At 67.3% G+C, this 22,946-nt stretch carries 21 protein-coding genes; 10 read left to right on the forward strand and 11 right to left on the reverse strand.

Going from position 1 to position 22,946, the window contains the following annotated elements:
- Positions 1-87 precede the first annotated feature (87 nt).
- Both prmC and ASE90_RS16885 read left to right on the forward strand, forming a co-directional pair.
- A complete protein-coding gene (gene prmC / locus ASE90_RS16880; protein WP_056003528.1) occupies positions 88-906 on the forward strand; it encodes a peptide chain release factor N(5)-glutamine methyltransferase in 819 nt (272 codons plus the stop codon).
- A 243-nt stretch (positions 907-1,149) separates the two neighbouring features.
- A complete protein-coding gene (locus ASE90_RS16885; protein WP_321163795.1) occupies positions 1,150-2,151 on the forward strand; it encodes a DUF4167 domain-containing protein in 1,002 nt (333 codons plus the stop codon).
- A 148-nt stretch (positions 2,152-2,299) separates the two neighbouring features.
- Here the strand turns inward: ASE90_RS16885 and ASE90_RS16890 are convergent, their stop codons facing one another.
- The 6 genes from ASE90_RS16890 to tgt all read right to left on the reverse strand — a co-directional run bounded on the left by ASE90_RS16890 (position 2,300) and on the right by tgt (position 9,370).
- Positions 2,300-2,905 carry a DedA family protein gene (locus ASE90_RS16890; protein ID WP_056003534.1) on the reverse strand — a complete coding sequence of 202 codons (606 nt, stop codon included), beginning with the start codon at positions 2,903-2,905 and terminating at the stop codon, positions 2,300-2,302.
- 36 nt (positions 2,906-2,941) lie between these two features.
- Positions 2,942-3,895, reverse strand: coding sequence for a glutathione synthase (gene gshB / locus ASE90_RS16895; RefSeq protein WP_056003537.1), 954 nt, complete (start codon positions 3,893-3,895; stop codon positions 2,942-2,944).
- 56 nt (positions 3,896-3,951) lie between these two features.
- Positions 3,952-4,878 carry a cell wall hydrolase gene (locus ASE90_RS16900; protein WP_235531905.1) on the reverse strand — a complete coding sequence of 309 codons (927 nt, stop codon included), beginning with the start codon at positions 4,876-4,878 and terminating at the stop codon, positions 3,952-3,954.
- 183 nt (positions 4,879-5,061) lie between these two features.
- Positions 5,062-7,896 carry a M16 family metallopeptidase gene (locus ASE90_RS16905; RefSeq protein ID WP_056003545.1) on the reverse strand — a complete coding sequence of 945 codons (2,835 nt, stop codon included), beginning with the start codon at positions 7,894-7,896 and terminating at the stop codon, positions 5,062-5,064.
- Positions 7,897-8,014: 118 nt separating this feature from the next.
- Entirely contained in the window at positions 8,015-8,215 is a 201-nt protein-coding gene (locus tag ASE90_RS16910) for a hypothetical protein (protein WP_056003549.1), read from the reverse strand.
- A 21-nt stretch (positions 8,216-8,236) separates the two neighbouring features.
- Positions 8,237-9,370 carry a tRNA guanosine(34) transglycosylase Tgt gene (gene tgt / locus ASE90_RS16915; RefSeq protein ID WP_056003552.1) on the reverse strand — a complete coding sequence of 378 codons (1,134 nt, stop codon included), beginning with the start codon at positions 9,368-9,370 and terminating at the stop codon, positions 8,237-8,239.
- 71 nt (positions 9,371-9,441) lie between these two features.
- Between tgt and ASE90_RS20385 the strand changes: the two genes are divergently transcribed.
- Complete coding sequence (locus ASE90_RS20385; RefSeq protein WP_200910930.1) at positions 9,442-9,603, forward strand: hypothetical protein; 162 nt, start codon at positions 9,442-9,444, stop codon at positions 9,601-9,603.
- Between the two features lie 205 nt (positions 9,604-9,808).
- On the opposite strand, the gene ASE90_RS16920 is transcribed toward ASE90_RS20385, so the two are convergent.
- The 5 genes from ASE90_RS16920 to lgt form a co-directional block, all read right to left on the reverse strand.
- Positions 9,809-11,128, reverse strand: coding sequence for a cystathionine gamma-synthase family protein (locus tag ASE90_RS16920; protein WP_056003555.1), 1,320 nt, complete (start codon positions 11,126-11,128; stop codon positions 9,809-9,811).
- A 163-nt stretch (positions 11,129-11,291) separates the two neighbouring features.
- Positions 11,292-12,068, reverse strand: coding sequence for a peptidoglycan editing factor PgeF (gene pgeF, locus ASE90_RS16925; protein ID WP_056003558.1), 777 nt, complete (start codon positions 12,066-12,068; stop codon positions 11,292-11,294).
- Positions 12,065-12,574: a GNAT family N-acetyltransferase gene (locus ASE90_RS16930; RefSeq protein ID WP_056003561.1), complete on the reverse strand. Its 510-nt coding sequence runs from the start codon at positions 12,572-12,574 to the stop codon at positions 12,065-12,067. The genes pgeF and ASE90_RS16930 overlap by 4 nt, the downstream gene beginning before the upstream one ends.
- Positions 12,571-13,617, reverse strand: a complete 1,047-nt coding sequence (locus ASE90_RS16935; RefSeq protein ID WP_056003564.1) for a class I SAM-dependent methyltransferase — start codon at positions 13,615-13,617, stop codon at positions 12,571-12,573. Before ASE90_RS16935 ends, ASE90_RS16930 begins: the two co-directional genes overlap by 4 nt.
- Positions 13,618-13,759: 142 nt before the next feature.
- Positions 13,760-14,659 carry a prolipoprotein diacylglyceryl transferase gene (gene lgt, locus ASE90_RS16940; protein WP_056003567.1) on the reverse strand — a complete coding sequence of 300 codons (900 nt, stop codon included), beginning with the start codon at positions 14,657-14,659 and terminating at the stop codon, positions 13,760-13,762.
- Between the two features lie 278 nt (positions 14,660-14,937).
- Here lgt and ASE90_RS16945 point away from each other — a divergent pair, with 278 nt between their 5' ends.
- From ASE90_RS16945 to ASE90_RS16975, 7 genes are all read left to right on the forward strand, one after another.
- Positions 14,938-17,166, forward strand: coding sequence for a xanthine dehydrogenase family protein molybdopterin-binding subunit (locus ASE90_RS16945; protein WP_056003570.1), 2,229 nt, complete (start codon positions 14,938-14,940; stop codon positions 17,164-17,166).
- A gap of 46 nt (positions 17,167-17,212) precedes the next feature.
- A complete protein-coding gene (gene hemH, locus ASE90_RS16950) occupies positions 17,213-18,220 on the forward strand; it encodes a ferrochelatase (protein ID WP_056003573.1) in 1,008 nt (335 codons plus the stop codon).
- Between the two features lie 30 nt (positions 18,221-18,250).
- Entirely contained in the window at positions 18,251-18,973 is a 723-nt protein-coding gene (gene phbB / locus ASE90_RS16955) for an acetoacetyl-CoA reductase (RefSeq protein ID WP_056003576.1), read from the forward strand.
- A 428-nt stretch (positions 18,974-19,401) separates the two neighbouring features.
- Entirely contained in the window at positions 19,402-20,400 is a 999-nt protein-coding gene (locus ASE90_RS16960; protein ID WP_235531911.1) for a LysR family transcriptional regulator, read from the forward strand.
- 118 nt (positions 20,401-20,518) lie between these two features.
- Positions 20,519-21,733 carry an MFS transporter gene (locus ASE90_RS16965; RefSeq protein WP_056003579.1) on the forward strand — a complete coding sequence of 405 codons (1,215 nt, stop codon included), beginning with the start codon at positions 20,519-20,521 and terminating at the stop codon, positions 21,731-21,733.
- 56 nt (positions 21,734-21,789) lie between these two features.
- Positions 21,790-22,311, forward strand: a complete 522-nt coding sequence (locus ASE90_RS16970; protein ID WP_321163615.1) for a cupin domain-containing protein — start codon at positions 21,790-21,792, stop codon at positions 22,309-22,311.
- A 90-nt stretch (positions 22,312-22,401) separates the two neighbouring features.
- The gene (locus ASE90_RS16975) at positions 22,402-22,911 is read left to right on the forward strand and encodes a cyclophilin-like fold protein (protein ID WP_200909733.1); all 510 of its coding nucleotides are present in this window, start codon (positions 22,402-22,404) and stop codon (positions 22,909-22,911) included.
- Positions 22,912-22,946 lie beyond the last annotated feature (35 nt).

Below are 22,946 nucleotides of genomic sequence, written 5' to 3' on the forward strand. Positions count from 1 at the left end.
CTTCACCCGGAACGCAACCCCTCCGCGCCTCCGCGCCTCTGCGCGAAATCGAACCTTCTTTGCGCCTTCGCGCCTTCGCGTGAACCCATGACCACGCTGCGCCGGGCGCTGACCGAAGCAACGGCCCGCATTGCCAACGTCTCGCCATCCCCCCGCCTCGACGCAGAACTCCTCGCCGCCCATGCCCTTGGCTGCACCCGCGAAGCGATGCTGCTGGCGAGGCTTGACGACCCGGTTCCCGCGACCTTCGCCGAACTGGTCGACCGAAGGTTCGCGCACGAACCGGTCGCCTATATCACCGGCAGCCGTGCCTTCTGGACGATCGATCTCGCGGTCGGTCCCGGCGTGCTGGTGCCCCGCGCCGATAGCGAGACGCTGATCGAGGCGGCGGTCGATCATTTCGCGGCACGCCCTCCCGTTCGCATCCTCGACCTCGGCACCGGACCCGGCACGCTGCTGCTGGCGGCGCTGGCCGAATGGCCGCAGGCGAGCGGGCTGGGCATCGACGCGTCGGAAACGGCCCTCGATTATGCCCGCCGCAACGCCGCGGTGCTGGGAATGGCGGATCGTGCCGTCCTGCGGCCGGGCGACTGGACCGCCGGGATCGACGAACGCTTCGACCTGATCCTCGCCAATCCGCCCTATATCGGGACGGCGGAAACGTTGCCGCACGAAGTGGCCGGTCACGAACCCGCGGCGGCATTGTTCGCCGGGGCGGATGGCCTCGACGAGTATCGCCGTATTGTCCCCGACCTGCCGCGCCTGCTCGCGCCCGGTGGGATCGCCGCGATCGAGATCGGGCATGAACAGGGCGATGCCGTCCTCGCGATGGTCCGTGCCGCTGGCTTGCCCGCGCGACTGGTACGCGACCTCGGCGACCGGCCGCGCTGTATCGTTGCCGGTTGAAATCCAGCACTTCGAAGCCATATTTTTCTTGGAGAAGCCGTGCGCAGCCGCTAAGACCGGCTTGGGGCAGGCACCATCGACCAGGTCGTTGATTGCGGGGCGTGGCTCCTTCCATCGTCATGTGCGCCACTGTCGTCCGGTGGTCATGGCAGGCGGACGGTGCCCGTGCATCGCCTTGCGGATTTGCTCGCATCCGCGATCGGTAGATCGACGGACAGGTAAGGACAGGACAACCAACCCTTGATGAACAATCGTCAGGCCGGCCGCCGTCGCGGTCGCGGTACTCAGCGTCAGCCGGGAACCGGCGGCGGCAATTCGCGCGACAACGGCAATCGCATCGACAATCGCGCGCGTGGCAATGCGGCGCAGTTGCTGGAAAAGTATAAGAACCTCGCTGCCGACGCCCAACGCGCCGGCGATCGGGTGAACACTGAGTACTACCTCCAGTTCGCCGACCATTATTTCCGCGTGCTCGAAGCCGGTCGCTCGCGCGTCGAGGAACAGCGTCGCGCCCGCGACGATTTCGACGGTGCCGATGATGAGGATTTCGACCTCGACGAGAACGAGGCCGGCAACGATCGTGGCAACCAGCGCGACGACCGCCCGCGCGAAGATCGTGGCAATCGCGACGACCGCCAGCCCCGCGCCCAGCGCGACGATCGCTACGCCCGGGACGATCGCCAGCCGCGCGACGACCGCGGCCAGCGCGACGATCGTGGCCAGCGCGAAGAGCGTCAGGTGCGTGACGACCGCGCTCCCCGCGAGGATCGCCAGCCGCGTGAAGAACGTCAGGCTCGCGACGACCGCGCCCCCCGCGAGGACCGTCAGCCACGCGAAGAGCGTCAGTCGCGTGACGACCGCGCCCTGCGGGAAGAACGTCAGCCGCGCGAGCGTCTGCGTCGCGACGGTGGCCGGATGCAGCAGCCTGCCGCCGATCCGGGCGAACCGCGCGGTGTCGAGGGCGAAGTCGGCACGCAGCAGGCCGAGCAGCAGATCGACGTGGCTCCGGTAGCCGAACCGGCACCCGTTCCGGTTGCTGCCGAAGCGACCGAAGCGAAGCCGGTCCGTCGCCGCACGCCGCGCGCCCGCGCCGAAGCCGCGCCCGCCCCAGTTGAGGAAGCGGCACCGTCGATCGAAGCCGATCGTCTGCCGCCGGCGCTGTCGACGAGCGACGATGCTGCCGACCGTCCGCGCCGCCGCCGCCGCGTGCGCACGGAAGAAGAGGCCGCCCCACCCGTCGCCTGATCGGGCACGTACGGCACGAGAACGAAATCGCCCCGGGTCACACCGGGGCTTTTTTCATGTCGGCGGTACCGGTTCGCATAGGCTACGTCGCAGGATGGCAGTCGAAGGACCCGGCATCGCTGCTACGCGGTACCGTACGCGATCGACGTCAGCGTTGCGCCCGTGGCTTCCACGTGACGACGCGGTACACGTAGAAGATCACGATCGCGACCGACATGCCGATCGCGACCGGGCCGACATAATGGTCGAGCTGTTCGAAATTCGATCCTAGCCACAGTCCGGCATAGGCAAGCACCGCATTCCACACGATGCTGCCGGTGAATGTCGCGAGGAAAAAGCGCCAGCGCGGCATGCACGCCATACCGGCGGGCAGCGAAATCAACGTGCGGAAGGTCGGCATGAACCGGAACACGAACACGGTTTTACCACCGTGTTTGCGGAAAAAGCGGTGCAGCTTCTCGACATCTTCCCATTCGACGGTCAACCACCGGCCCCAGCGATCGACGAACGGCTTGAGCCCGTGATAGCCGAACCGCCGTCCGATCGCGTACCAGAAGTAATTGCCGGCCGTGGTCCCGGCGGTGCCCCATAGCAGCAACGGCACCATCGTCATGTCGCCGCGCGCGACCGCCATCCCGCCAAGGCCCATGATGACCTCCGACGGGATCGGCGGCACGACATTTTCCAGCGCCATCAACAGGAAGATGCCGATATAGCCGCCGCGCGCGATGGCATCGAGAATGAAGGTCGTCATGAGGTCTGGGAACGTGCGGAACCGGGTTTCGTGCCGTTACCGCGCCGCCACCCGTGCCTCGATCGCGTCCCAGATCATGCCCGCGACGTCGGTGCCGTCGAATTTCTCGATCGCGACGATGCCGGTGGGGGAGGTGACGTTGATTTCGGTCAGCCATTCGCCGCCGATCACATCGATCCCGACGAAGATCAGCCCGCGCCGCTTCAATTCCGGCCCCAGAGCCGCGCAGATTTCACGTTCGCGCTGCGTCAGTTCGGTCTTGGCAGCGGTGCCGCCGACCGCGAGGTTCGACCGGATCTCACCTGCGCCCGGCAGGCGATTGACCGCGCCCGCGACCTCGCCATTGACCAGCACGATCCGTTTGTCGCCCTGCGCCACCGCCGGCAGGAACGCCTGCACCATATGCGGTTCGCGGTACGCGGTGTTGAACACCTCGATCAGCGACGACAGGTTCTGCGCATCGCTGTCGATCTTGAAGATCGCCTTGCCGCCATTGCCGTGCAGCGGCTTCACCACGACCGAACCATGGTCGGCGAGGAACGCGCGCGCTTCGTCGACCGACCGGGTGATCAGCGTCGGCGGCATGAACCGCTGATAGTCGAGGACGAACAGCTTTTCCGGCGCATTGCGGACCGATGCCGGATCATTGACCACCAGTGTCCGGTCGCTGATCCGTTCCAGCAGGTGCGTCGCGGTGATGTAGCCGAGATCGAACGGCGGGTCCTGCCGCATCAGCACGACATCGGCCTGCTCGCCAAGATCGAGCGAAACCGGATCGCCGAGCGTGAAGTGATCGCCGACCACCCGCTGCACCGTCACCGGCTGTGCCCGCGCCCATACCCGATCGCCCGATTGGTTCAGGTCTTCGGCGGCATAATGGAACAACCGATGCCCGCGCGCCTGCGCCGACAGCATCAGCGCGAAGGTGGAATCGCCCGCGATGTTGATGCCCGATATGGGGTCCATCTGGACGGCGACGGTCAGCGACATGGAAAACTCTCCGATGGTTCGCGGTGCAGGTAGGCGCGGGACACGCGAATGTCACGTCAGCGCAGCGGCCGACCCGAATCCTTCCACCGGTCGAGGATCTGCGAATCCGCCGGTAGCGTGACCGGCGCAGGTGTCGCCGTTGCAACCGGCACGGGCAGCGGCAGCGCCGCGATCTTGGGTGGGGGTGGTATCGTCACCGTCGGTACCGTCGTTACGGGCAGCGGCACGGCCTGTAGCGGCCCCGGCAGCGGCTCGCCACCGATATAGCGGTCGCGAAAGGCGGCGGGCGTGCCCCATCCGCCCTTCCACCGATGGAAGAAATGCGCGCCGAACACGCCGGTCATCACCAGCGTCCGGTTCCACGACGGGGTGACGGCATAGGTATGGTAATGCGTCGCCAGCCCGACCGGCGCGAACACCTCGCCTGCCAGCGCCCGCGCCGCGACCCGCCGCGCGCGCAGCCAGACTGCCGGAGCCGGCGTCCGTGCCATCGCCCCGTCGCAGGCAAAGCTGAACTGGCAGCGCGGGTGATCCGAACCCTGAAACACCACGCCACAGACCGTTGCCGGGAAAGCGGGATGCCGCACGCGGTTCAGGACGACCTGCGCCACCGCACGCTGCCCGGCATCGGGTTCGTTGCCGGCCTCGTAATAGATCGCGCTCGTCAAACACTGCAACGCGCGGGCACGGTCGATCTGGCTGCCGCGTAGGATGAACGGCCGTGCCGCACGGATCGAGGTATCGGCGATGTCGGCGGGGACCGGCAGTGCGGGCAGGGCGGTCGTGCCCGTCGCCCCCTGCCGGACCGGTGCGTCGAGCAGCAACAGCGCCGCACCGGGGAAATGGTCGTCGGCTTCGTACCCGAACCGGACCGGCGGGGGTGCGGGTTGTGGTTCGCGCGATGCGAAGACGGCGAGCGCGATCCCGGCGGACAGGAAAGCCGAGCCGCCGATGACGATCCACCGGTTCCTGGAAAGGGTCACGAACGCAGCCATTCCGTCGCGCTCTACCCGAAAACGCTGCCCGCGCCGTAAACGAAATCCTCCCCGGCACGGGGAGGGGGATCAGCGCAGCTGGTGGAGGGAGGTGTCCACAAGCGGTCCGCCTGCGAATGCCCCACCACCGCTACACGGCGGTCCCCCTGCCCGCGAGCAGGGAGGAGCTTTTCAACGCAAGTTCGCGCTTCCCAGATCGACCGACGCCGCCGGTATCACCACCAGCCGCGGATAGGCCGCCCGCAGCGGTTCGAGGAACTGCTTGGCGTCGCCGACCACGACGATGCTCGCCGCCTTCGGGTCCATGACCCGCGCCGCAACCGACTGGACCGCCGCCGGCCCGACCGCCTCGACCGAGGGGAGGAAGGTCGCGATGCGCGCCAGCGGCACGCCGTCGGCGACATAGGTGGCGATGGTGCCGGCAATACCGCTGGTCCGTTCGATCGTTCGCCCGAAATTGCCGGTCAGCACCGCCTTGCGCGTCGCCAGCTCGGCCTCGGGTGCCGGTTCGATGCCCAGTCGGCGCAACTCGTCGGTAATGATCTTGACCACCTCGGGTGCCGACGGGTTCTTGGTCTGGGTCGACGCGCCGATGGCACCGCCCCAGCGCCGGGCGTCCAGTTCGGATCGCGCACCATAGGCGAGGCCGCGCTTGATACGGATTTCCTGGTTGAGCCGCGAGGAGAAACCGACACCGAGCGTCGCGTTGGCAACGGCGGCGGGGAAATAATCCTTGTCGTCCCGCGCGATGCCGGGGCGGGCGACGACCACACCCGCCTGTCCGGCACCGGGCATGTCGACCACGATCACGCGGGGTTCCGGCGCCGCATATACCGGCGCGGGCGCGGCGGCAGACCCGGGTTGCGCCGTCCAGTCGCCGAACAATCGCGTGGCCAGCGCCATCCCGGCGTCCGCCGTCAGATCGCCGACCAGCACCAGCGTCGCCTCCGCCGGCTGCCACGCCCGACGATAGGCGGTGACGACATCGTCGCGCGTGATCGCCTTCAGCGATGTCGGCGTGCCCGTTGCCGGATGGCCATAGGGCGATGCGCCGAACACGACACGATCGGCGACTAGGCCCGCCAGCTGCCCCGGATCGGTCAGCGCCACCGACACGCCGTCGATGGTCCGTGTCCGCAGCCGCTCAATCTCGTCCTGAGCAAAGGCCGGGTTGCGCGCGACATCGGCAAGGATGGCGAGCGCGGGCGCGGCCTGTGCCGATCCGACGGTCAGCGTCACGCTCTGCGAATCCCAGCCCGCGCCGCTGCCGATGCTGCCGCCCAGCGATTCAACCGCGCGGGCGATCTCGGTCGCCGAACGGGTCTTCGTGCCCTGCGTCAGCAGCCCGGCGGTCAGTTCGCCGACGCCGGCACGGCCCTCGGGATCGGCGACCGCCCCGCCGCCACCGACCAACGCGGCGGTGACGACCGGCAGGCCGCGCTTCTCGACCACAACGACGCGCATGCCGTTCGGCAGGCGACGTTCGACGGGGATGGGGATCGCGACCTGCACCGGTGCGGCCGGGGCGGGGGGCAGGATGCGCTGGCTTTCGGGGGCGGGGGTGAACACCGCGATGCCGGGCGGCACCGCCAGCGGCGTCGTGACGACGCTGCTGGCGACGGCGATCGTGTCGCTGGTCGCGTTCGCCGGCTTGGCGGTGTCGGGCAGATAGCGGACGGTCGCCGCGCGGTTGGCGGCCAGCCAGGTCCTGGCGACGCGCTGCACATCGGCGGCGGTGACGCGGCCGATCGCGGCAAGGCCCTTGTCCGCCGCCTGCGGGTCACGCTCGACAATGACGCCCTGCGCCAGCGCCGACGCTTTCCCTTCCGCCGTTTCGCGCGACAGCAGTTCGGCGGTGGTGATCTCGTTCTTCGCCTCGGCCAGTTCGGCGGCGGTCGGCGGGGCCGCGATCAGGCGGGCGACCTCGCGCTTGAGCGCCGCTTCGCCATCCGCCGCCGATTTGCCGCCGGCAAGAATCGCGTAGAGCGACAGCGTGCCTGGCCCCTGTTTGGCGTCGAGCTGGACGCCGACGTCCTGCGCGATCTGGTCGCGATAGACGAGTGACTGGTGCAGCCGCGAATTGTCGCCGCCCGACAGGATCGCGTCGAGCACCTTCAGCGCCGCCTGATCGGGATGATTGGCGGGCGGCAGGGGATAGCTGATCAGGACGGCGGGCAATGGCGTGTTCGCCTCGTACACCGTCTTCGTCACCGGTTGCTGGCGAACGGGTTCGTCGATCGTCACGCGCGGGATCGGGCGGGCGGGCTTGGCGATTGGGCCGAAATACTGGTCGACCCAGCGGTTCAGTTGCGCGGGATCGAAATTGCCGGCGACCACCAGCACGGCATTGTCGGGCCGGTAATAGGTCGCGTGGAAGGCGCGGATATCGTCGATCGTCGCCGCGTCGAGATCGGCGATCGATCCGATGCCGGGCCGGGCATAGGGATGGCGGCTATACGACACCATCGGCGCATACAGGCCGAACAGCTTGCCGTATGGTTGCGCGAGGATGCGGCTGCGCAATTCCTCCTTCACGACCTCGCGTTCCGACGCGAAGGTCTTGGGATCGACGACCAGCGTCGCCATCCGGTCGGCCTCGGCGAACAACAGCCGTTGCAGATGGTTGGCCGGCACCACCTCGAAATAATTGGTGTAGTCGTCGGCAGTCGACGCGTTGTTGTACCCGCCGACATCCTCGGTCAGCCGGTCGAGCTGTTCGGGCACCAGATTGCGCGTCGCCTTGAACATTAAATGTTCGAACATGTGCGCAAAGCCGGACCGCCCGGCGGGATCGTCCTTTGACCCGACATCGTACCACACCTGCACCGACACGTTCGCGCTCGACGTGTCGCGAATGGCATAGACACGCAGGCCGTTGGGCAGGGTGCGTTCGGTATAGGCGATCGGCGGGACCGTCGCCTGCGCCGCCGCGGGCACGGCACGCGGCTGCGCATAGGCGGGGGCGAACAGGGCGGTCGAAATCAGCAACGCAAGGCCGAGACGCATTGGGAAACTCCGGCAGGAAGAATGCCGGAGATGTGGGCCGCGCGGGCGGCGAGTGTCAATGTATCATCGGCTACGGGCGTCACGCCGGATCAGCCCCCGTGACGCTCCCGCCGGCCGATCAGCCCTTTTTACGGCCGGCATTGGCGTAGAGCAGCGCAGCGGCAAGCGCGGCCGATCCGATGCCGATACCGACGCCGATCGGCACCAGCGGCCATGCCTGTCCCTTCGACGGCTGCCGGGTATCGGCCGCGGCGTCGGCGAGGCGCTTGGCTTCCTTTGCCGCGGCGGCGACCTCGTTCAGTGCGGTTTTTTCGGTCATGATCCTCTCCCTCTTTTATGCTCAACGCTTGCCGGCCGTGTAGCGTGCCCGGAAATCGTCGGCGAAAATGTGCAGCGTGTCGCTGGCGATGGCGGCCCGCAGATCGGCCATCAACGCCTGATAGAAATAGAGATTATGTTCGGTCATCAGCATCGCGCCGAGAATCTCCCCGGCACGGACCAGATGGTGGAGATAGGCGCGGCTGAAATTGCGGCAGGTCGGACAGGCGCATTCCGGGTCGGCGGGGCCCAGATCCTCGGCGAATTTGGCATTGCGGATGTTGATCGGGCCGCCGCGGGTAAACGCCTGTCCGGTGCGACCCGATCGGGTCGGCAGCACGCAGTCGAACATGTCGATGCCGCGTTCGACCGCCCCGACGATGTCGTCGGGCTTGCCGACCCCCATCAAATAGCGGGGTTTGTCGATCGGCAGTTGCCCCGGCGCATAGTCGAGCACGCCGAACATCGCCTCCTGCCCCTCGCCAACCGCGAGGCCGCCGACCGCATAGCCATCGAAGCCGATATCGATCAGCGCGTCGGCGGACGACTCGCGCAGTTTTTCGTCGAGCGCACCCTGCTGGATACCGAACAAGGCGGCGCGCGAGGCATGTTCCTCGCCCGAATCGAACCCGGCCCGGCTGCGGCGCGCCCAGCGCATCGACCGCTCCATCGCGCGGGCCTGCACGTCGGGGGTCGACGTCGTCGGCACCAGTTCGTCGAACGCCATGACGATATCGCTGCCCAGCAACCGCTGGATCTCCATCGATCGCTCGGGACTCATCAGGTGACGGGTGCCGTCCAGATGGCTCTTGAATTCGACGCCATCCTCCGACCGCTTGGTCAGTTCGGACAGGCTCATCACCTGATAGCCGCCGCTGTCGGTCAGGATCGGCCGGTCCCAGCCCATGAAGGCGTGCAACCCACCCAGTCGCGCGACACGTTCGGCGCTCGGCCGCAGCATCAGGTGATAGGTATTGCCGAGCAGGATGTCGGCACCGGCGGCGCGCACGTCCTGCGGCTTGACCGCCTTGACCGTGGCGGCGGTGCCGACCGGCATGAAGGCGGGGGTGCGGATCTCGCCACGCTGCATGGCGATCGTGCCGGCGCGGGCGCGGCCGGAGGTGGCGGTGACGGTGAAGGCGAAACGGGGCGGCATAAGGGGTCGCGTCATGCCGGACCTTACCCGCGCTGTCGACCGTTGTCGCGGCTTCACATCGGAGAGACGACATGCCCGAACCGCTCAACCCCGGCGACGATGCCGCACCCGGTACCCCCGGTACGGGTGAAGATCTCTGCCCGCGCTGCGGCGGCAAGGGCACGATCGACGGTGACGAATGCACCAATTGCGGCGGCACCGGCAAGGTGATCGAAGGCATCGGCGGGGCGTAAATCCTCCCCGGCACGGGGAGGGGGATCGGCCCCAGACTAGTGAAGGGGGGTGTTCACACTCGCAACGCTGGGGTTCGCGGCCAGCCCCCTCCACCATGCTGCGCCCACGGCTCGCCTTGCGAGCCGGCTTTGCTGCTGCGACTTGCTCCCGGCAAGTCTCTGATCGCCGCTACGTCCCCCTCCCCGTGCCGGGGAGGACTTTGGGTCAGATCGCCGCCAGTGCCTGCTCGAAATCGGCGATCAGGTCGTCCGCATCCTCAACCCCGATCGAAATCCGCACCAGATTGTCGGTAATCCCCAGCGCCGCCTTGCGCGCATCGGGCACAGACAGATGCGTCATGCCCGCGGGATGGCTGGCCAGCGTCTCGGTTCCGCCAAGGCTGACCGCCAGTTTTGCGATGACCAGTGCGTCGAGGAACGCGAACGCCTCGCGCTCGCCACCTTTCAGGTACAGCGAAAAGGTCGATCCCCCGCCGGTGCAATGGCGCGCATAGATGTCGGCCTGCCGCGCCATGCCTTCGGCATCTTTCAGGAAACCGAGATAGCCGACGCGCTCGACCTTCGGATGATCGCGCAGGAACGCGCAGACCTTCTCGGCATTCTCGCCCGCCCGGCTCATACGTAGTTCGAGCGTTTCGAGACTGCGGAGCAGCATCCATGCGGTGTTCGGGTCGCAGATCGTGCCGATGGTGTTGCGCATGGAGCGGATTGTGTTGATGTGTGCCTTCGATCCCAGCACGCCGCCGGCCACCAGGTCACTGTGCCCGCCCGCATATTTGGTCAGCGAGTAGACGACCAGATCGGCACCGTGTTGCAGCGGTTGCTGCCAAAGCGGCCCCAGAAACGTGTTGTCGATCGCAATCGGCGGTTTTTCCGCCCCGTCGCCGAACACCGCGTCGCGGGCGGCCGCGACCGCTTCGATATCGACCAGCGCGTTGGTCGGGTTGGCGGGACTTTCGAGATAGATCAGCGGTACCGGACCGTCGGCCTGTCGCAGCACGCCCTCGATCTCGTCGCGGGTCGCGCCGGCCGGGAAGTCGAGATACTTCACCCCGAAGCGGCCGAGCACGCGACCGATCAGCGTTTCGGTCGCCGCATAGAGCGGTCCCGAATGGATGACCGTGTCGCCGGGCTGGACCATCGCCAGAAACAGCGTCGCGATCGCCGACATCCCGCTGGAAAAGACCAGCGCATCCTCCGCTGCTTCCCAGACGCCCAGCCGGTCTTCGAGGATTTCCTGATTGGGGCCGTTGAAGCGCGAATAGACCAGCCCCTCCGCACCGCCCGGCCGCTTGCCGGTCACGCCCTCGAAATGGCGCTTGCCTGCCGCTGCGTTGGGAAAGACGTAGGTCGAGGTCGCGAAGATCGGCGGTTTCAGCGATCCTTCGGACAGGACCGGATCATAGCCATGGCCCATCATCAGCGTCGCGGGCTTCAGCCGGCGACCGCCGACGGTGTCGACCGAAGGCTTGGGGCGACGGCGCGGCGGAACGCCGGTCAGGTCGGCTTCGGTTTCGTCGGACATCGTGAGTCTCTCCTGCTTTTTCGGGAGAGCGTAGCGATAGTTACGGGAGAAACCAAATTACGACGCATGTCGTACCCCCGCGCAGGCGGGGGCCCAAGGTCGCACAGCATAACGGTCGCGTCTGGGACTCTGGACCCCCGCCTGCGCGGGGGTACGGAAAGGACTATCCCGCCAGACCGATCAGCGACAGCTGCCGGCCATAATCCGCCTCGCCGCGATGCGTCGCGCGGCGGAAGCTGAAGAAGCGGTCTTCCTGCGCATAGGTGTCGAGGCCGAGTGCCTCGATCCGCCGCACGCCCGCCGCCGCCAGCCGGTGCACCACATAGGCTTCGAGATCGAACCGGGCATGGCCGGGTCGGTTTTCGGCGAAGAACCGCTCATTGGCCGGATCGGTCGAACAGAAGCGTTCGACGAAGCCCATATCGACCTCATAGCTTGCCCGCGCGATGCACGGGCCGATCGCGGCGGCGATCCGGCCGCTGCGCGCCCCGAGCTTTTCCATCTGCGCGATCGTCGCGTCGGTAATGCCCGCCAGCGCGCCTTTCCACCCGGCATGGGCCGCACCGACCACGCCGGCCTCCGGATCGGCGAGCAGCACCGGCGCGCAATCGGCGGTGACGATGCCGAGCAGGATGTCGGGCCGTTCGGTGACCATCGCGTCGCCCTGCGGCCGGTCGGCATCGGGAAAGGCGGTCAGCACCCGCACGACCGAGGCCGAATGCGTCTGGTACAGCCCGCACAACGCCGCGCCGGGCAGCACCGCCGCCACGGCACGCGCGCGATTTTCCGCCACCGCCGCCGGATCGTCGGCCGATCCGAGGCCGACATTCAGGCCCGCGACGACCCCGCTCGACACGCCGCCGCGCCGCCCGAGAAAGCCGTGCGCCACGCCGTCCAGCGCAGCGGCGCGGATCACCTCGACATCATGGACGTCCGTCACAGGGCCACCCGCATCACGTCATCCACATCCCGATGATTGCCGACCATGAAGTCGTAGCGGCCGACCCGTTCGAAGCCACAACGTTCGTAAAACCGCCGGGCGCGGTGATTGTCGACGAACACCGACAGATAGAGTTCGTCGGCACCGGTCGCGCGCGCCGTCGCCAGCATATGCTCCATCATCCGCGCGGCGAGCCCGCTGCCCTGCCATGCGGTTCGCACATAGAATTGGCGCAGTTCGATCGGCCGTCCGCGCGGTTCGAACGGCAGCGACGGCGGCCCGAGCTTGGCGTACCCGGCCTCGTCGTCGCCAGCCATCGCCAGTACGACATGGAAGCGCGGATCGGTCAGTTCCCCGGTCCACTTGTCGGGCGTGTGGTTGGTCAGGAATGCGGCGAGATCGGCCGGGTCGTAGAGCGTGCCGAACGTTTCGGTAAAGGTTTCCGCCCCGATCCGTGCCAGCAGCGCGGCATCGGCGGCCGTCGCCGCGCGCAGCACCGGGGTCATGCGAACCCCGCCGGAACCGGCCAGCCGGGGCTGGTGATCGCGATCGCCTTGAACAGGCTGCCCATCTGCTCGTCCTCCACCAACCGGTCGCGATCGGCGCGCAACCCGGCACCGCGGTCGGGCGACCGCGCCGACAATGCCTGTACCCGCGCATCGATGCCAAGCGCCTTCAGCAGCGCGCCCTGTTCGACCGGGCCATAGGCCATAGCGTCCTCGGCCCGCGCGGCTTCGGCGAGCGTCGCGAAGTCGACATGCGCGGTCAGGTCCTGCTCGCCCGGGTTTTCATACGGGTTGACGAAGCCGTGCCCGCGCACCGCCTGCAACGTGTCGCCGATCGCCGGGCCGCTATAGCCATAGTCGATGATGAGCGCGCAGCCGCCCTGCGCGACGATCCGCTTGGCCAGCTGGCGCAGGATGGCGACGGCGGCCGGGGCGGTTTCGAGGACCGAGCCGAGCGGCGCCCCCTGCAGATGCGGGGGGATGATCGGGTCGAAACCACGCGTGCCGACGATCGGCAGGAACAGCGTATCCTGACACGCGACCAGCCGTTCGCGCCAGCCCTCCGCCGTCTTCACGAGTTGCCGGATCGGCAGCGCGTCGAAAAATTCGTTGGCCACGACCAGCAGCGGGCCGTCGTCGGGCAGGCCGACACCGTCCATCGCCCATTCGGCCTGCGGCACGTGCTTCGCCTGTTCGGCCCGCAGCGTCGGCGACGTTTCGACGAAATGGACACCGGGGGTGCAGCCCGCCGATTCCATGGCGCGGAGCGCATCGGCGGCGAGGGTGCCGCGACCCGGACCGAATTCGACATAGCGCGCCGCAGGTCGCCCGGCGCGATCCCACCCGTCGGCCAGCGACAGGCCGATCAGCTCGCCGAACATCTGGCTGATCTCCGGCGCGGTGGTGAAGTCGCCCTTCGCGCCGAGCGGGTCGCGCGTGGCGTAATAGTGCGCGTTGGCCGCCCCCATGAACTGGGCGAGGCTGATCGGCCCGGCCAGCGTGATCGCGCGGGCGAGGCGTTCGGGCAGGGCGGCGTCGGTCATCCGAAATCCTCCCCGCTGCGCGGGGAGGGGGACCGTCCGCAAGACGGTGGAGGGGGGTATCCGCAGACGCAGCCGTGGTGGAGCAGGCGAACCCCCTCCACCATGCTGCGCATGGTCCCCCTCCCCGTGCCGGGGAGGAGCTTCATGCCACGCTCTCCGTGCCCGCAATCGGCTCCACGCGGACGCGGCGCTTCTTGGCGGTCGCCATCAGATACGCGCCGACCGCGATCATCGGCAGGGTCAGCCACTGGCCCATATGCAGCCCGGTCGCCTGTGCGAATTCGACCAGCTGGGCATCGGGTTCGCGCCAGAATTCGATGACGAACCGCGCCACGCCGAACCCGGCCATGCCGGTGCCGAGCAGGAAGCCCGGCTTGTACCGCGCATCGGTCCGCCAGAAGAGGAAGGCGAGGATCAGGAACAGGATCAGCCCTTCGCCCATCGCCTCATAAAGCTGGCTCGGGTGACGCGCCGGATCGAGACCGCCGGCCACGGTGCGCGGGAACACGATCGCCCATGGTGCGTCGCTGGGCTTGCCCCACAGTTCGCCATTCACGAAATTCGCGAGCCGGCCGAGAAACTGGCCGATCGGCGCGACGCAGGTGACATAGTCGGTGACCCGGAGCGCGCGCAGGCCGTGTTTGCGCGACAGCCACCAGATGCCGAGAATCAGGCCGACCATCCCGCCATGGAACGACATACCGCCATCCCACAGGCGCAGGATCTTGATCGGGTCGGTAATCATTTCCGGCGCATAGAACAGGACGTAGCCGATCCGCCCGCCGAGGATGATGCCAAGCGTCGCATAAAAGACGAGGTCGTCGGCGTGCCGCCGCGCCATCGGCGCGCCGGGCTGGTCGAGGAGCCTGAGCATATACCACCAGCCGGCGAGGATGCCGGTGATATAGGCCAGCGAATACCATTTGAGCTGAAAGAAGCCGAGGTTCAGCGCGACCGGGTCCAGCCCCAGATCGCTGTAGCGGATATGGCCGGCGGCCATACCGATATCGCCGGTCGCAGCGGCGAGGGTGGAAAGGATCAAGGGAACGCTCCGGCTGTGTGGCGGCGGGTAATATCGGGGAAGCGCGTGCAGGGGAACACCCGATCCTCCCCGGCATGGGGAGGGGGACCATGCGCAGCATGGTGGAGGGGGCTTCCCCAGACGCTACGGTTCCATATGCGGCGATCCCCCTCCACTATCCGCTGCGCCCACGGCTCGCCTTGCGAGCCGACTTCGCGGCTGCGACTTGCCCCCGGCAAGTTGCTGATCGCCGCTACGTCCCCCTCCCCGTGCCGGGGAGGATTTGCTACGGCACCCGCATGGTCGGACCCTCCACGCCCCGCATCACCCGCCGCAACCTGCTGATCGGCGGTGGTACCGGGGTCGGACTGATCGTCGCATGGGGGCTGTGGCCGCGTCGCTACGGCGTCAACCTTGCCGCGGCGGCGGGCGAGACGGTGTTCGGCGCCTATCTGAAGATCGGCAGCGACGGACAGGTGACCGTCGCGGTGCCGCAGACCGAGCATGGGCAGGGCGTCTACACCGCATTGCCGCAGATCGTGGCCGACGAACTAGGGGCCGACTGGCGAACGGTCGCGGTCGAGGCGGCACCGATCAACCCACTCTACGCCAATCCGCTGGCTGCCGGCATCCTGTTCGGCGACGCGCTGGCGCTGCTTCCCGAAGCGACGCGCGCGACCCATGCCGAGCGGACCGCCCTGATGCTGACCGCCGGCTCGACCTCGGTCCGCCGGTTCGAAGCGCCGCTGCGCGCGGCGGGGGCGGCGGCGCGGGTGTTGCTGTGCAAGGCGGCGGCGCGGGGCTGGGACGGCGACTGGCGCAGCTGCGGCACCGCCGATGGCTTCGTCGTGATGGGCGACCGCCGCGAACGCTTCGGCGTGCTGGCCGAACGCGCGGCGCGCGAGAGCCTGCCGGGGGGCGAACTTCCCTTGCGGACTGGCGACGACAAACGGCTGACCGGCACACCCGCCCCCCGGCTCGACGCCCCCGCCAAGGTCGACGGCAGCGCGACGTTCGCCGGCGACGTGCGCAGGCCCGGCATGGTCTTCGCCTCGATCCGGCAGGGACCGATCGGCGACGCGAAGCTGCTGGGCGCCGACAAACCGGCGGCGGAGGCGGTGCCGGGCGTGGTCAGCGTGATCGAAACCGATCGTTGGGTCGCCGCCGCCGCGACGACATGGTGGGCGGCCAATCGCGCGGTCGATGCGATGGCGCCGCGCTTCGAAACCCATGGGCTGATCGACGACCGCTCGATCGCTGCCGCGCTCGACGCCGCGCTCGCGGGCGAGGGGGCGCGGGTGCAGGAGGCGGGCGATATCGACGCGGCGTTCACCGGCGGGCGGACCCAGACCGCGACTTATCGCGTGCGCGCCGCGCTCCATGCCGCGATCGAACCGATCTGCGCGACCGCCGAATGGAATGACGGCACGCTGACGCTGTGGATGCCTACGCAAGCGCCGACGCTGGCCCGCGCCGCCGCCGCGCGCGCGATCGGTATCGGCGAGGACCGCGTCGTCCTGCACCCGACCATCGCCGGTGGGTCGTTCGGGGCCAATCTCGACCACCGCGCCGCCGAACAGGTGGCGGTGCTGGCGCGTCGGCTGGAACGGCCGGTGCAACTGACGTGGTCGCGGGGCGAGGATTGTCTGGCCGATCGCTATCGCACGCCTGCCGCCGCGCGGATGACCGCGCGACTGGGGCGGGGCGGTCGCATCCTCGGCTGGCGCGCGCAGATCGCCGCGCCGCGCACCGGCCGCGATCTGGCGCGATTGCTGCTGGGCGGCGATGTCGCCGCCTCGCTCGGCATGGCATTGCCCGGCGACCGCGGCGATGCGCTGGCGACCGAGGGCGCGGTGCCGGCCTACGGCGTCGCCAACGTCGCGGTCGATCATCATCCCGCCGATCTCGGCCTGCCCGCCGGCTGGTGGCGTTCGGGCGCGCATAGCTACACCGCCTTCTTCACCGAATGCTTCCTCGACGAACTGGCCGGGTTCGCCGGGATGGAGGCGCATTCGTTCCGCATCGCGATGCTCGGCGGCGACGTGGCGCTGGCCCGCTGCCTGTCGACGGTCGCGACCATGGGCGGCTGGCAGGGCGGGGTGCCGGGCAGCGCGCAGGGCATCGCCTGTCACCGGATGCGCGGATCGGCGATCGCCTGCATGGCGGAGGCGCATATCGGCGATGATCAGCGGGTGAAGGTCGACCGGCTGGTCGTCGCGGTCGATTGCGGCCGGGTCGTGAACCCCGATCTCGTGCGCCAGCAGATCGAGGGTGGTCTGATCTTCGGGATGGCGCAGGCGACCGGTGCCTCAACCGGGTTCGACGCGAACCTGCCTGATGTGCGCGGCTTTGGCGGGTTGCACCTGCCCCGGCTGGCCGATGTGCCGGACATCATGGTCGAACTGATCGAATCGGACGGCGATCCCGGCGGCGTCAGCGAACTGGCCGTGCCGGTCGTCGCGCCCGCCATCGCCAACGCGCTGCACGCCGCGACGGGGCGGCGGTATCGGACGCTGCCGTTGCTCTGACGAAAGGGCTTGCCACCTTGGGGCCGGTCGCGCGTTACGTGGCCCCATGGACCTGCCGCTCAATCATCCCGCCATTCCGAAGCGCCGTGTCGGCGTATTGCTGATGAACCTCGGCACGCCCGACGATCCCTCGCCGCGATCGGTGAAGCGCTATCTCGCCGAATTCCTGTCCGACCGGCGCGTGGTCGAACTGCCGGCGATCGCGTGGCAGCCGATCCTGCGCGGCATCATCCTCAACACCCGGCCGAAGAAGTCGGCCCATGCCTATCAACAGGTGTGGAGCGAACGGGGGTCGCCGCTCGCCGCTATCACCCGCGCACAATCGGATGCGATGCAAGGCGCGTTCGGTGAAGAAGTCATCATTGACTGGGCCATGCGCTACGGCAACCCCTCCATCGCCACCCGGATCGAAACGATGCGGCAACAGGGTTGCGACCGTATCCTGCTGGCACCGCTCTACCCGCAATATTGCGCAGCAACGACCGCCACCGCCAACGACAAGGCGTTTGCCCATCTCGCGACCTTGCGCTGGCAACCGGCGATCCGCACCCTGCCGCCCTATTACGACGATCCGTTGTATATCGACGCACTGGTGACGACCCTGCGCGAGGATCTGGCCAAGCTCGCCTTCGAACCCGATGCGATCGTCGCCAGCTTCCATGGCATGCCCAAGCGCACGCTGGCACTCGGCGACCCATATCACTGTCACTGCCAGAAGACGGCGCGGTTGGTGTCCGAAGCACTCGGCCGGCCGCTGACCATCGCGTTTCAGTCGCGCTTCGGCCCGGCGAAATGGCTTGGCCCGGCCACCGACGAAACGTTGGTCGAACTGGCGAAGGCCGGCAAGCGCCGCGTTGCGATCTTTGCGCCCGGCTTTTCGGCGGACTGTCTGGAGACGTTGGAGGAACTGGCGATCCGTGGTCGCGAAAGCTTCGAAGCAGCGGGCGGCACCGATTTTGCCTATCTTCCTTGTCTGAACGCCGAGCCCACAGGCAATAAAATGTTGCGCAACATTATCGCGCGCGAACTTGCGGGCTGGATCGACCCCGCCTAGCAGGGACGAAACAGTCGTAGGAGAGAATGCATGGCACGGGTAGCGATCGTCACCGGCGGCACGCGCGGCATCGGCGAGGCGATCAGCCTCGCGCTGAAGGACATGGGAGTCACCGTCGCGGCAAACTATGCCGGCAACGACGAAAAGGCGAAGGCATTCAGCGACCGTACCGGCATCGCTGCGTTCAAGTTCGACGTGGGCGATTTCGATGCGACGCAGGCGGGCGTGAAGGCGATCGAGGAAGCGGTCGGTCCGGTCGACATTGTCGTCAACAATGCGGGCATCACTCGCGACGGTACCTTGCTCAAGATGACCTACGACATGTGGGACGACGTGATCCGCACGAACCTTGGCGGTTGCTTCAACCTAGCCAAGGCGACCTTCCCCGGCATGCGCGACCGCAAATGGGGCCGTATCGTCAACATCGGTTCGATCAACGGGCAGGCCGGCCAATATGGTCAGGTCAACTATGCCGCCGCCAAGTCGGGTATTCACGGCTTCACCAAGGCGCTGGCGCAGGAAGGCGCACGGTTCGGCGTGACCGTCAACGCGATCGCTCCGGGCTATATCGACACCGACATGGTCGCGGCAGTGCCGGCTGATGTTCTGGAAAAGATCGTGGCCAAGATCCCGGTCGGCCGGCTGGGTCAGGCGAGCGAAATCGCGCGCGGCGTCGCTTTTCTGTGTTCGGAAGAGGGCGGGTTCGTCACCGGCTCGACGCTCAGCATCAACGGCGGCCAGCACATGTACTGATTGCGGGTCGGCGGGGCAGGACCCTGCCGGTTTGTTGGACAGGAAGCGCCCCGGTGAAAGCCGGGCCGTGTCTGATTGGGGAGCAGGTAATTTCCCTGTGTCGATGGCAACTACAGGCTGGGGCTCGCCGATCACGCACGAGCCGAACTTGCGTTAGTTCAGGGCCACAACGATCGCAGCGATACGAATTAGGCGAAGAGTCGCCACCCACTTTCTATGCGAAGCCGCCCCAGGCGGGACCCCAAAAATGTGCCATTAGAACGCACGCTCTGCAGCGAGTGTCGGAAATTGTTATCGAGAGGGTGGTGCCCCACAGGAGACAAAACTGGGCACTCAGATCATTGGAGAATTTGCGTCCCGAGGGACGGCCGAAGATGAAGGCCTCGTGGATCGCCGGGCCGGGCGAATGTAGGGGCTGCGGCTAGGATATGCTGACGCGACGGCGGTTTTCGCAGGACGATTCCCGCCGATCGCCGGACGAAATTGCCACCAATGGGCATAGCGAGCAGAATGCGGCCATGAAGATCAGCCGCACCGACCTCGCCGATTTCAGCTATTTCCTCGCGATCGCCAACCATCGCAGCTTTCGGCGTGCCGGGCTTGATCTTGGTGTCAGCGCGTCGGCGCTAAGCCATTCGCTCAAGGGCCTCGAAACCCGGCTGGGCGTCAGGCTGCTGAACCGGACCAACCGAAGCGTCACGCTGACGGCCGCGGGAGAGGAGCTTCTGGGCAAGATCGTCGAGCCGTTCGAGGCAATCGGATCCGCCGCGGAGGCCCTCAACCGCTACCGTGACGAGCCCTCCGGTCGCATCCGCCTGAACATCCTCGAACATGCCGCCACGCTGCTGCTGGGTCCGGTCCTGCCGATCTTCGTGGAGCGGTATCCCGAGATCCAGATCGACGTGGCCGTCACCAACCATCTGGTCGATGTCATCTCGGAAGGGGCTGATGCCGGCATTCGTTATGGCGGCACCGTCCCCGAGGACATGATCGCTCAAAGACTGTCGCCTGATATCCATTGGGTCGTCGTCGGCTCGCCAGCCTATCTGGCGAGGCACGGTGTCCCCACGCATCCGCTTCACCTGAAGGACCATCGCTGCCTACGGATCCGCCTGGGCGACGGCAGCATCTATCATTGGGAGTTCGACAAGGAAGGCGAGACGTTCGAGCTGGATGTTCCGGGGCCGATCACTTTCGATGAAACCCAGTTCGGGCTAAGCCTCGTCCGGCGCGGCGTCGGGTTAGCGTATCTTCCCGAACCCACGGTCGCATCACTCGTGAACAGCGGCGAGTTGCACGCCGTCCTTGAGGACTGGGTGTCGACCGGTCAGGGTTTTCATATCTATTATTCGGGCCGGCGACAGGTGCCGACGGGGCTTCGCCTGCTCATCGAGCTCATCAGGGAAATCCATCCGCTCGGGTCATGACCGGTCGCAATGATGAGCCTTGCTCATCGTGGCATGGATCAGACACCCGCTAACCCTGTGCCGCTCCCGCCCCCATAATCGTGTCTCGAAGGCCCGACAGGACCAGAGGGACACAGGCATGACCAGTATGGCAAACACCGACGCCCGGCATCTCCCGCCGGCGGCATCAACGGCGCGCTGGGGTGCGGTCCTGGCGCTCACCTTATGCGTGTCGACGCTGATCGCGTCCGAGTTCATGCCGGTAAGCATCCTGACGCCGATCGCGGCCGACCTGCGCGTCACCGAAGGGGCGGCCGGACAGGCGATTTCAGTGTCCGGGATCTTCGCGGTCGTGACCAGCCTGACGATCGCGTCACTGGCAGCGGGTATCGACCGGCGCCATCTGCTGCTCGGTCTGACCCTGTTGATGCTGGTCTCCGGACTGACGGTGGCATTCGCGCCGACCTACCTCGTACTGGTCGCGGGTCGCGCGCTGCTGGGCATCGCCATCGGCGGGTTCTGGTCGATGTCGACGGCGACGGTCATGCGCCTAGTGCCGACCGAACAAGTTCCCAAGGGACTGGCCTTGCTGAACGGCGGCAATGCGCTGGCTACGACGATCGCCGCCCCGCTCGGCAGCTTCCTGGGCCAGTATATCGGCTGGCGCGGCGCATTCTTCATCGTCGTTCCGCTCGCCGTCGCGACGTTCGCGTGGCAATGGGCGACGCTGCCGTCGATGGCGCCCAATCGCGCATCCGGTGCGACCGGTTCGCTCGGTGTGCTGCGTCGGCCCGAAGCGCGGATCGGCATGGGGGCGGTCGGCCTGCTGTTCATGGGGCAGTTCGCGCTGTTCACTTATCTTCGTCCGTTCGTCGAGCAGGTCACGGGCGTCAGCGTCTCGCTCCTCTCGGCCATGCTGCTCGGCATGGGCGCGGCAGGCCTTGCGGGCACCTGGCTGATCGGCCGCTTCGTCGCCTGGAACCTGTCGGTTACGTTGGTCGCGGCTCCGGTCATCATGGCGGGGATCGCATTCGCCCTGATCGCGCTTGGTTCTATCCCCGTCGCCGTCGCTCTGCTGCTGGGCGCGTGGGGCTTCGTCGGCACCGCGCTGCCGGTGGCCTGGTGGACATGGCTGAGCCGCACGCTGCCCGAGGATGCGGAAGCGGCGGGCGGGCTGATGGTGGCCGTGGTGCAGCTCGCGATCACGCTGGGGGCCGCCGGGGGTGGCTTGCTGTTCGATGCTTTCGGACCAAGCGCCACCTTCCTTGCCGCGGCGCTGGTTCTGCTTGGCTCGGCTTTGCTCGGCCACGCCGGAAGCAGGACCACCGACCGGTCATCCACGGCAACGTTCTGATGCACACCGACCGAGCACCCTTCCACAGCAACAATTTTCGCAAGGGCGATGACGCAATGAAGACCATCGATTCGACGACCATCCGCGGCGTAATGCTGGCAATCATGACCATGACCATTTCGCACTCTGCTCAGGCCCAGGACAGGAGATCCACCATGGAAGTCACGCGCAAGGCCGATCAAAAAACGACCGACGGCTCGCCGGAGTATTTCACCGGCAAGGTGACCATCAGCGGGCAGTTCCAGCGTCCCTCGCCCTCCCGGGTCGGCGGCGCGACGGTCCATTTCGAGCCCGGCGCTCGTACCGCGTGGCATACCCATCCACTCGGTCAGACGCTGATCGTGACGGAAGGGGTCGGGTGGACGCAGGTCGAAGGCGGTCCGACGATCGAGTTTCAGGCGGGCGACGTGCTGTGGTGTCCGCCCGATCGCAAGCACTGGCACGGCGCCACCCCCACGCAGGCGATGACCCATATCGCGATCCAGGAATCGCTGAACGGCTCGCCGGTCAAGTGGATGGAGCAGGTGACCGACGCGCAATATCGCGCCGGTCCCGGCACGGACAGCGGCAAGCCGTGAACTCCGCAGGAGCGATGGGTGCCGAGGCCGATCCGGCATCCATCAGCCGAGTGAAGATGCCCGCAAACGCATTTGTGGAAGGCGGCGAAAGTGAAAACCGGGATCAAGATGGCAATGCTAATCATGACGGGCAGTCTGGCATCCGGGTGCGCCGCCGAGGACCACCCCGGTGATGCAGCCAGCACAAGTAATGGAGACGTTGCGGTGGCGAACGGCGACAGCGATACTTCGCCGGCGACGCGTGCGGTCGTTGGCGGAGGCATCGTGATATCCTCCGAACGAGGCCGGATCACTGCCGACCTCGTCGATAGCCCCGCCACTCGGGCGCTGCTGGCGAGGCTCCCGCTCACCGTCGAGATGCGCGACCATCTCCGACAGGAGAAGACCGGACCGTTGCCCGCCCTTTTGCCCGGGGGGCCGCGGCAGACCGACTTCTCGGCTGGAACGATCGGGCTCTGGGGCACGAATGATTTCGTCATCTATTACCGGAATGGCCGCGTTCCATCGCCCGGGATCGTCGTCCTCGGCCGGGTCAACGGCGACGTAAGCATGTTCGATACGCCCGGGCCGGTCACGTTGCAGATAAAGGAGCGCAGTTGAGCGTCAGGTCGACCGTCTTCGTCGTCGCATACGAC

It is taken from the genome of Sphingomonas sp. Leaf67 (genome assembly GCF_001421965.1).
GTDB lineage: Bacteria > Pseudomonadota > Alphaproteobacteria > Sphingomonadales > Sphingomonadaceae > Sphingomonas.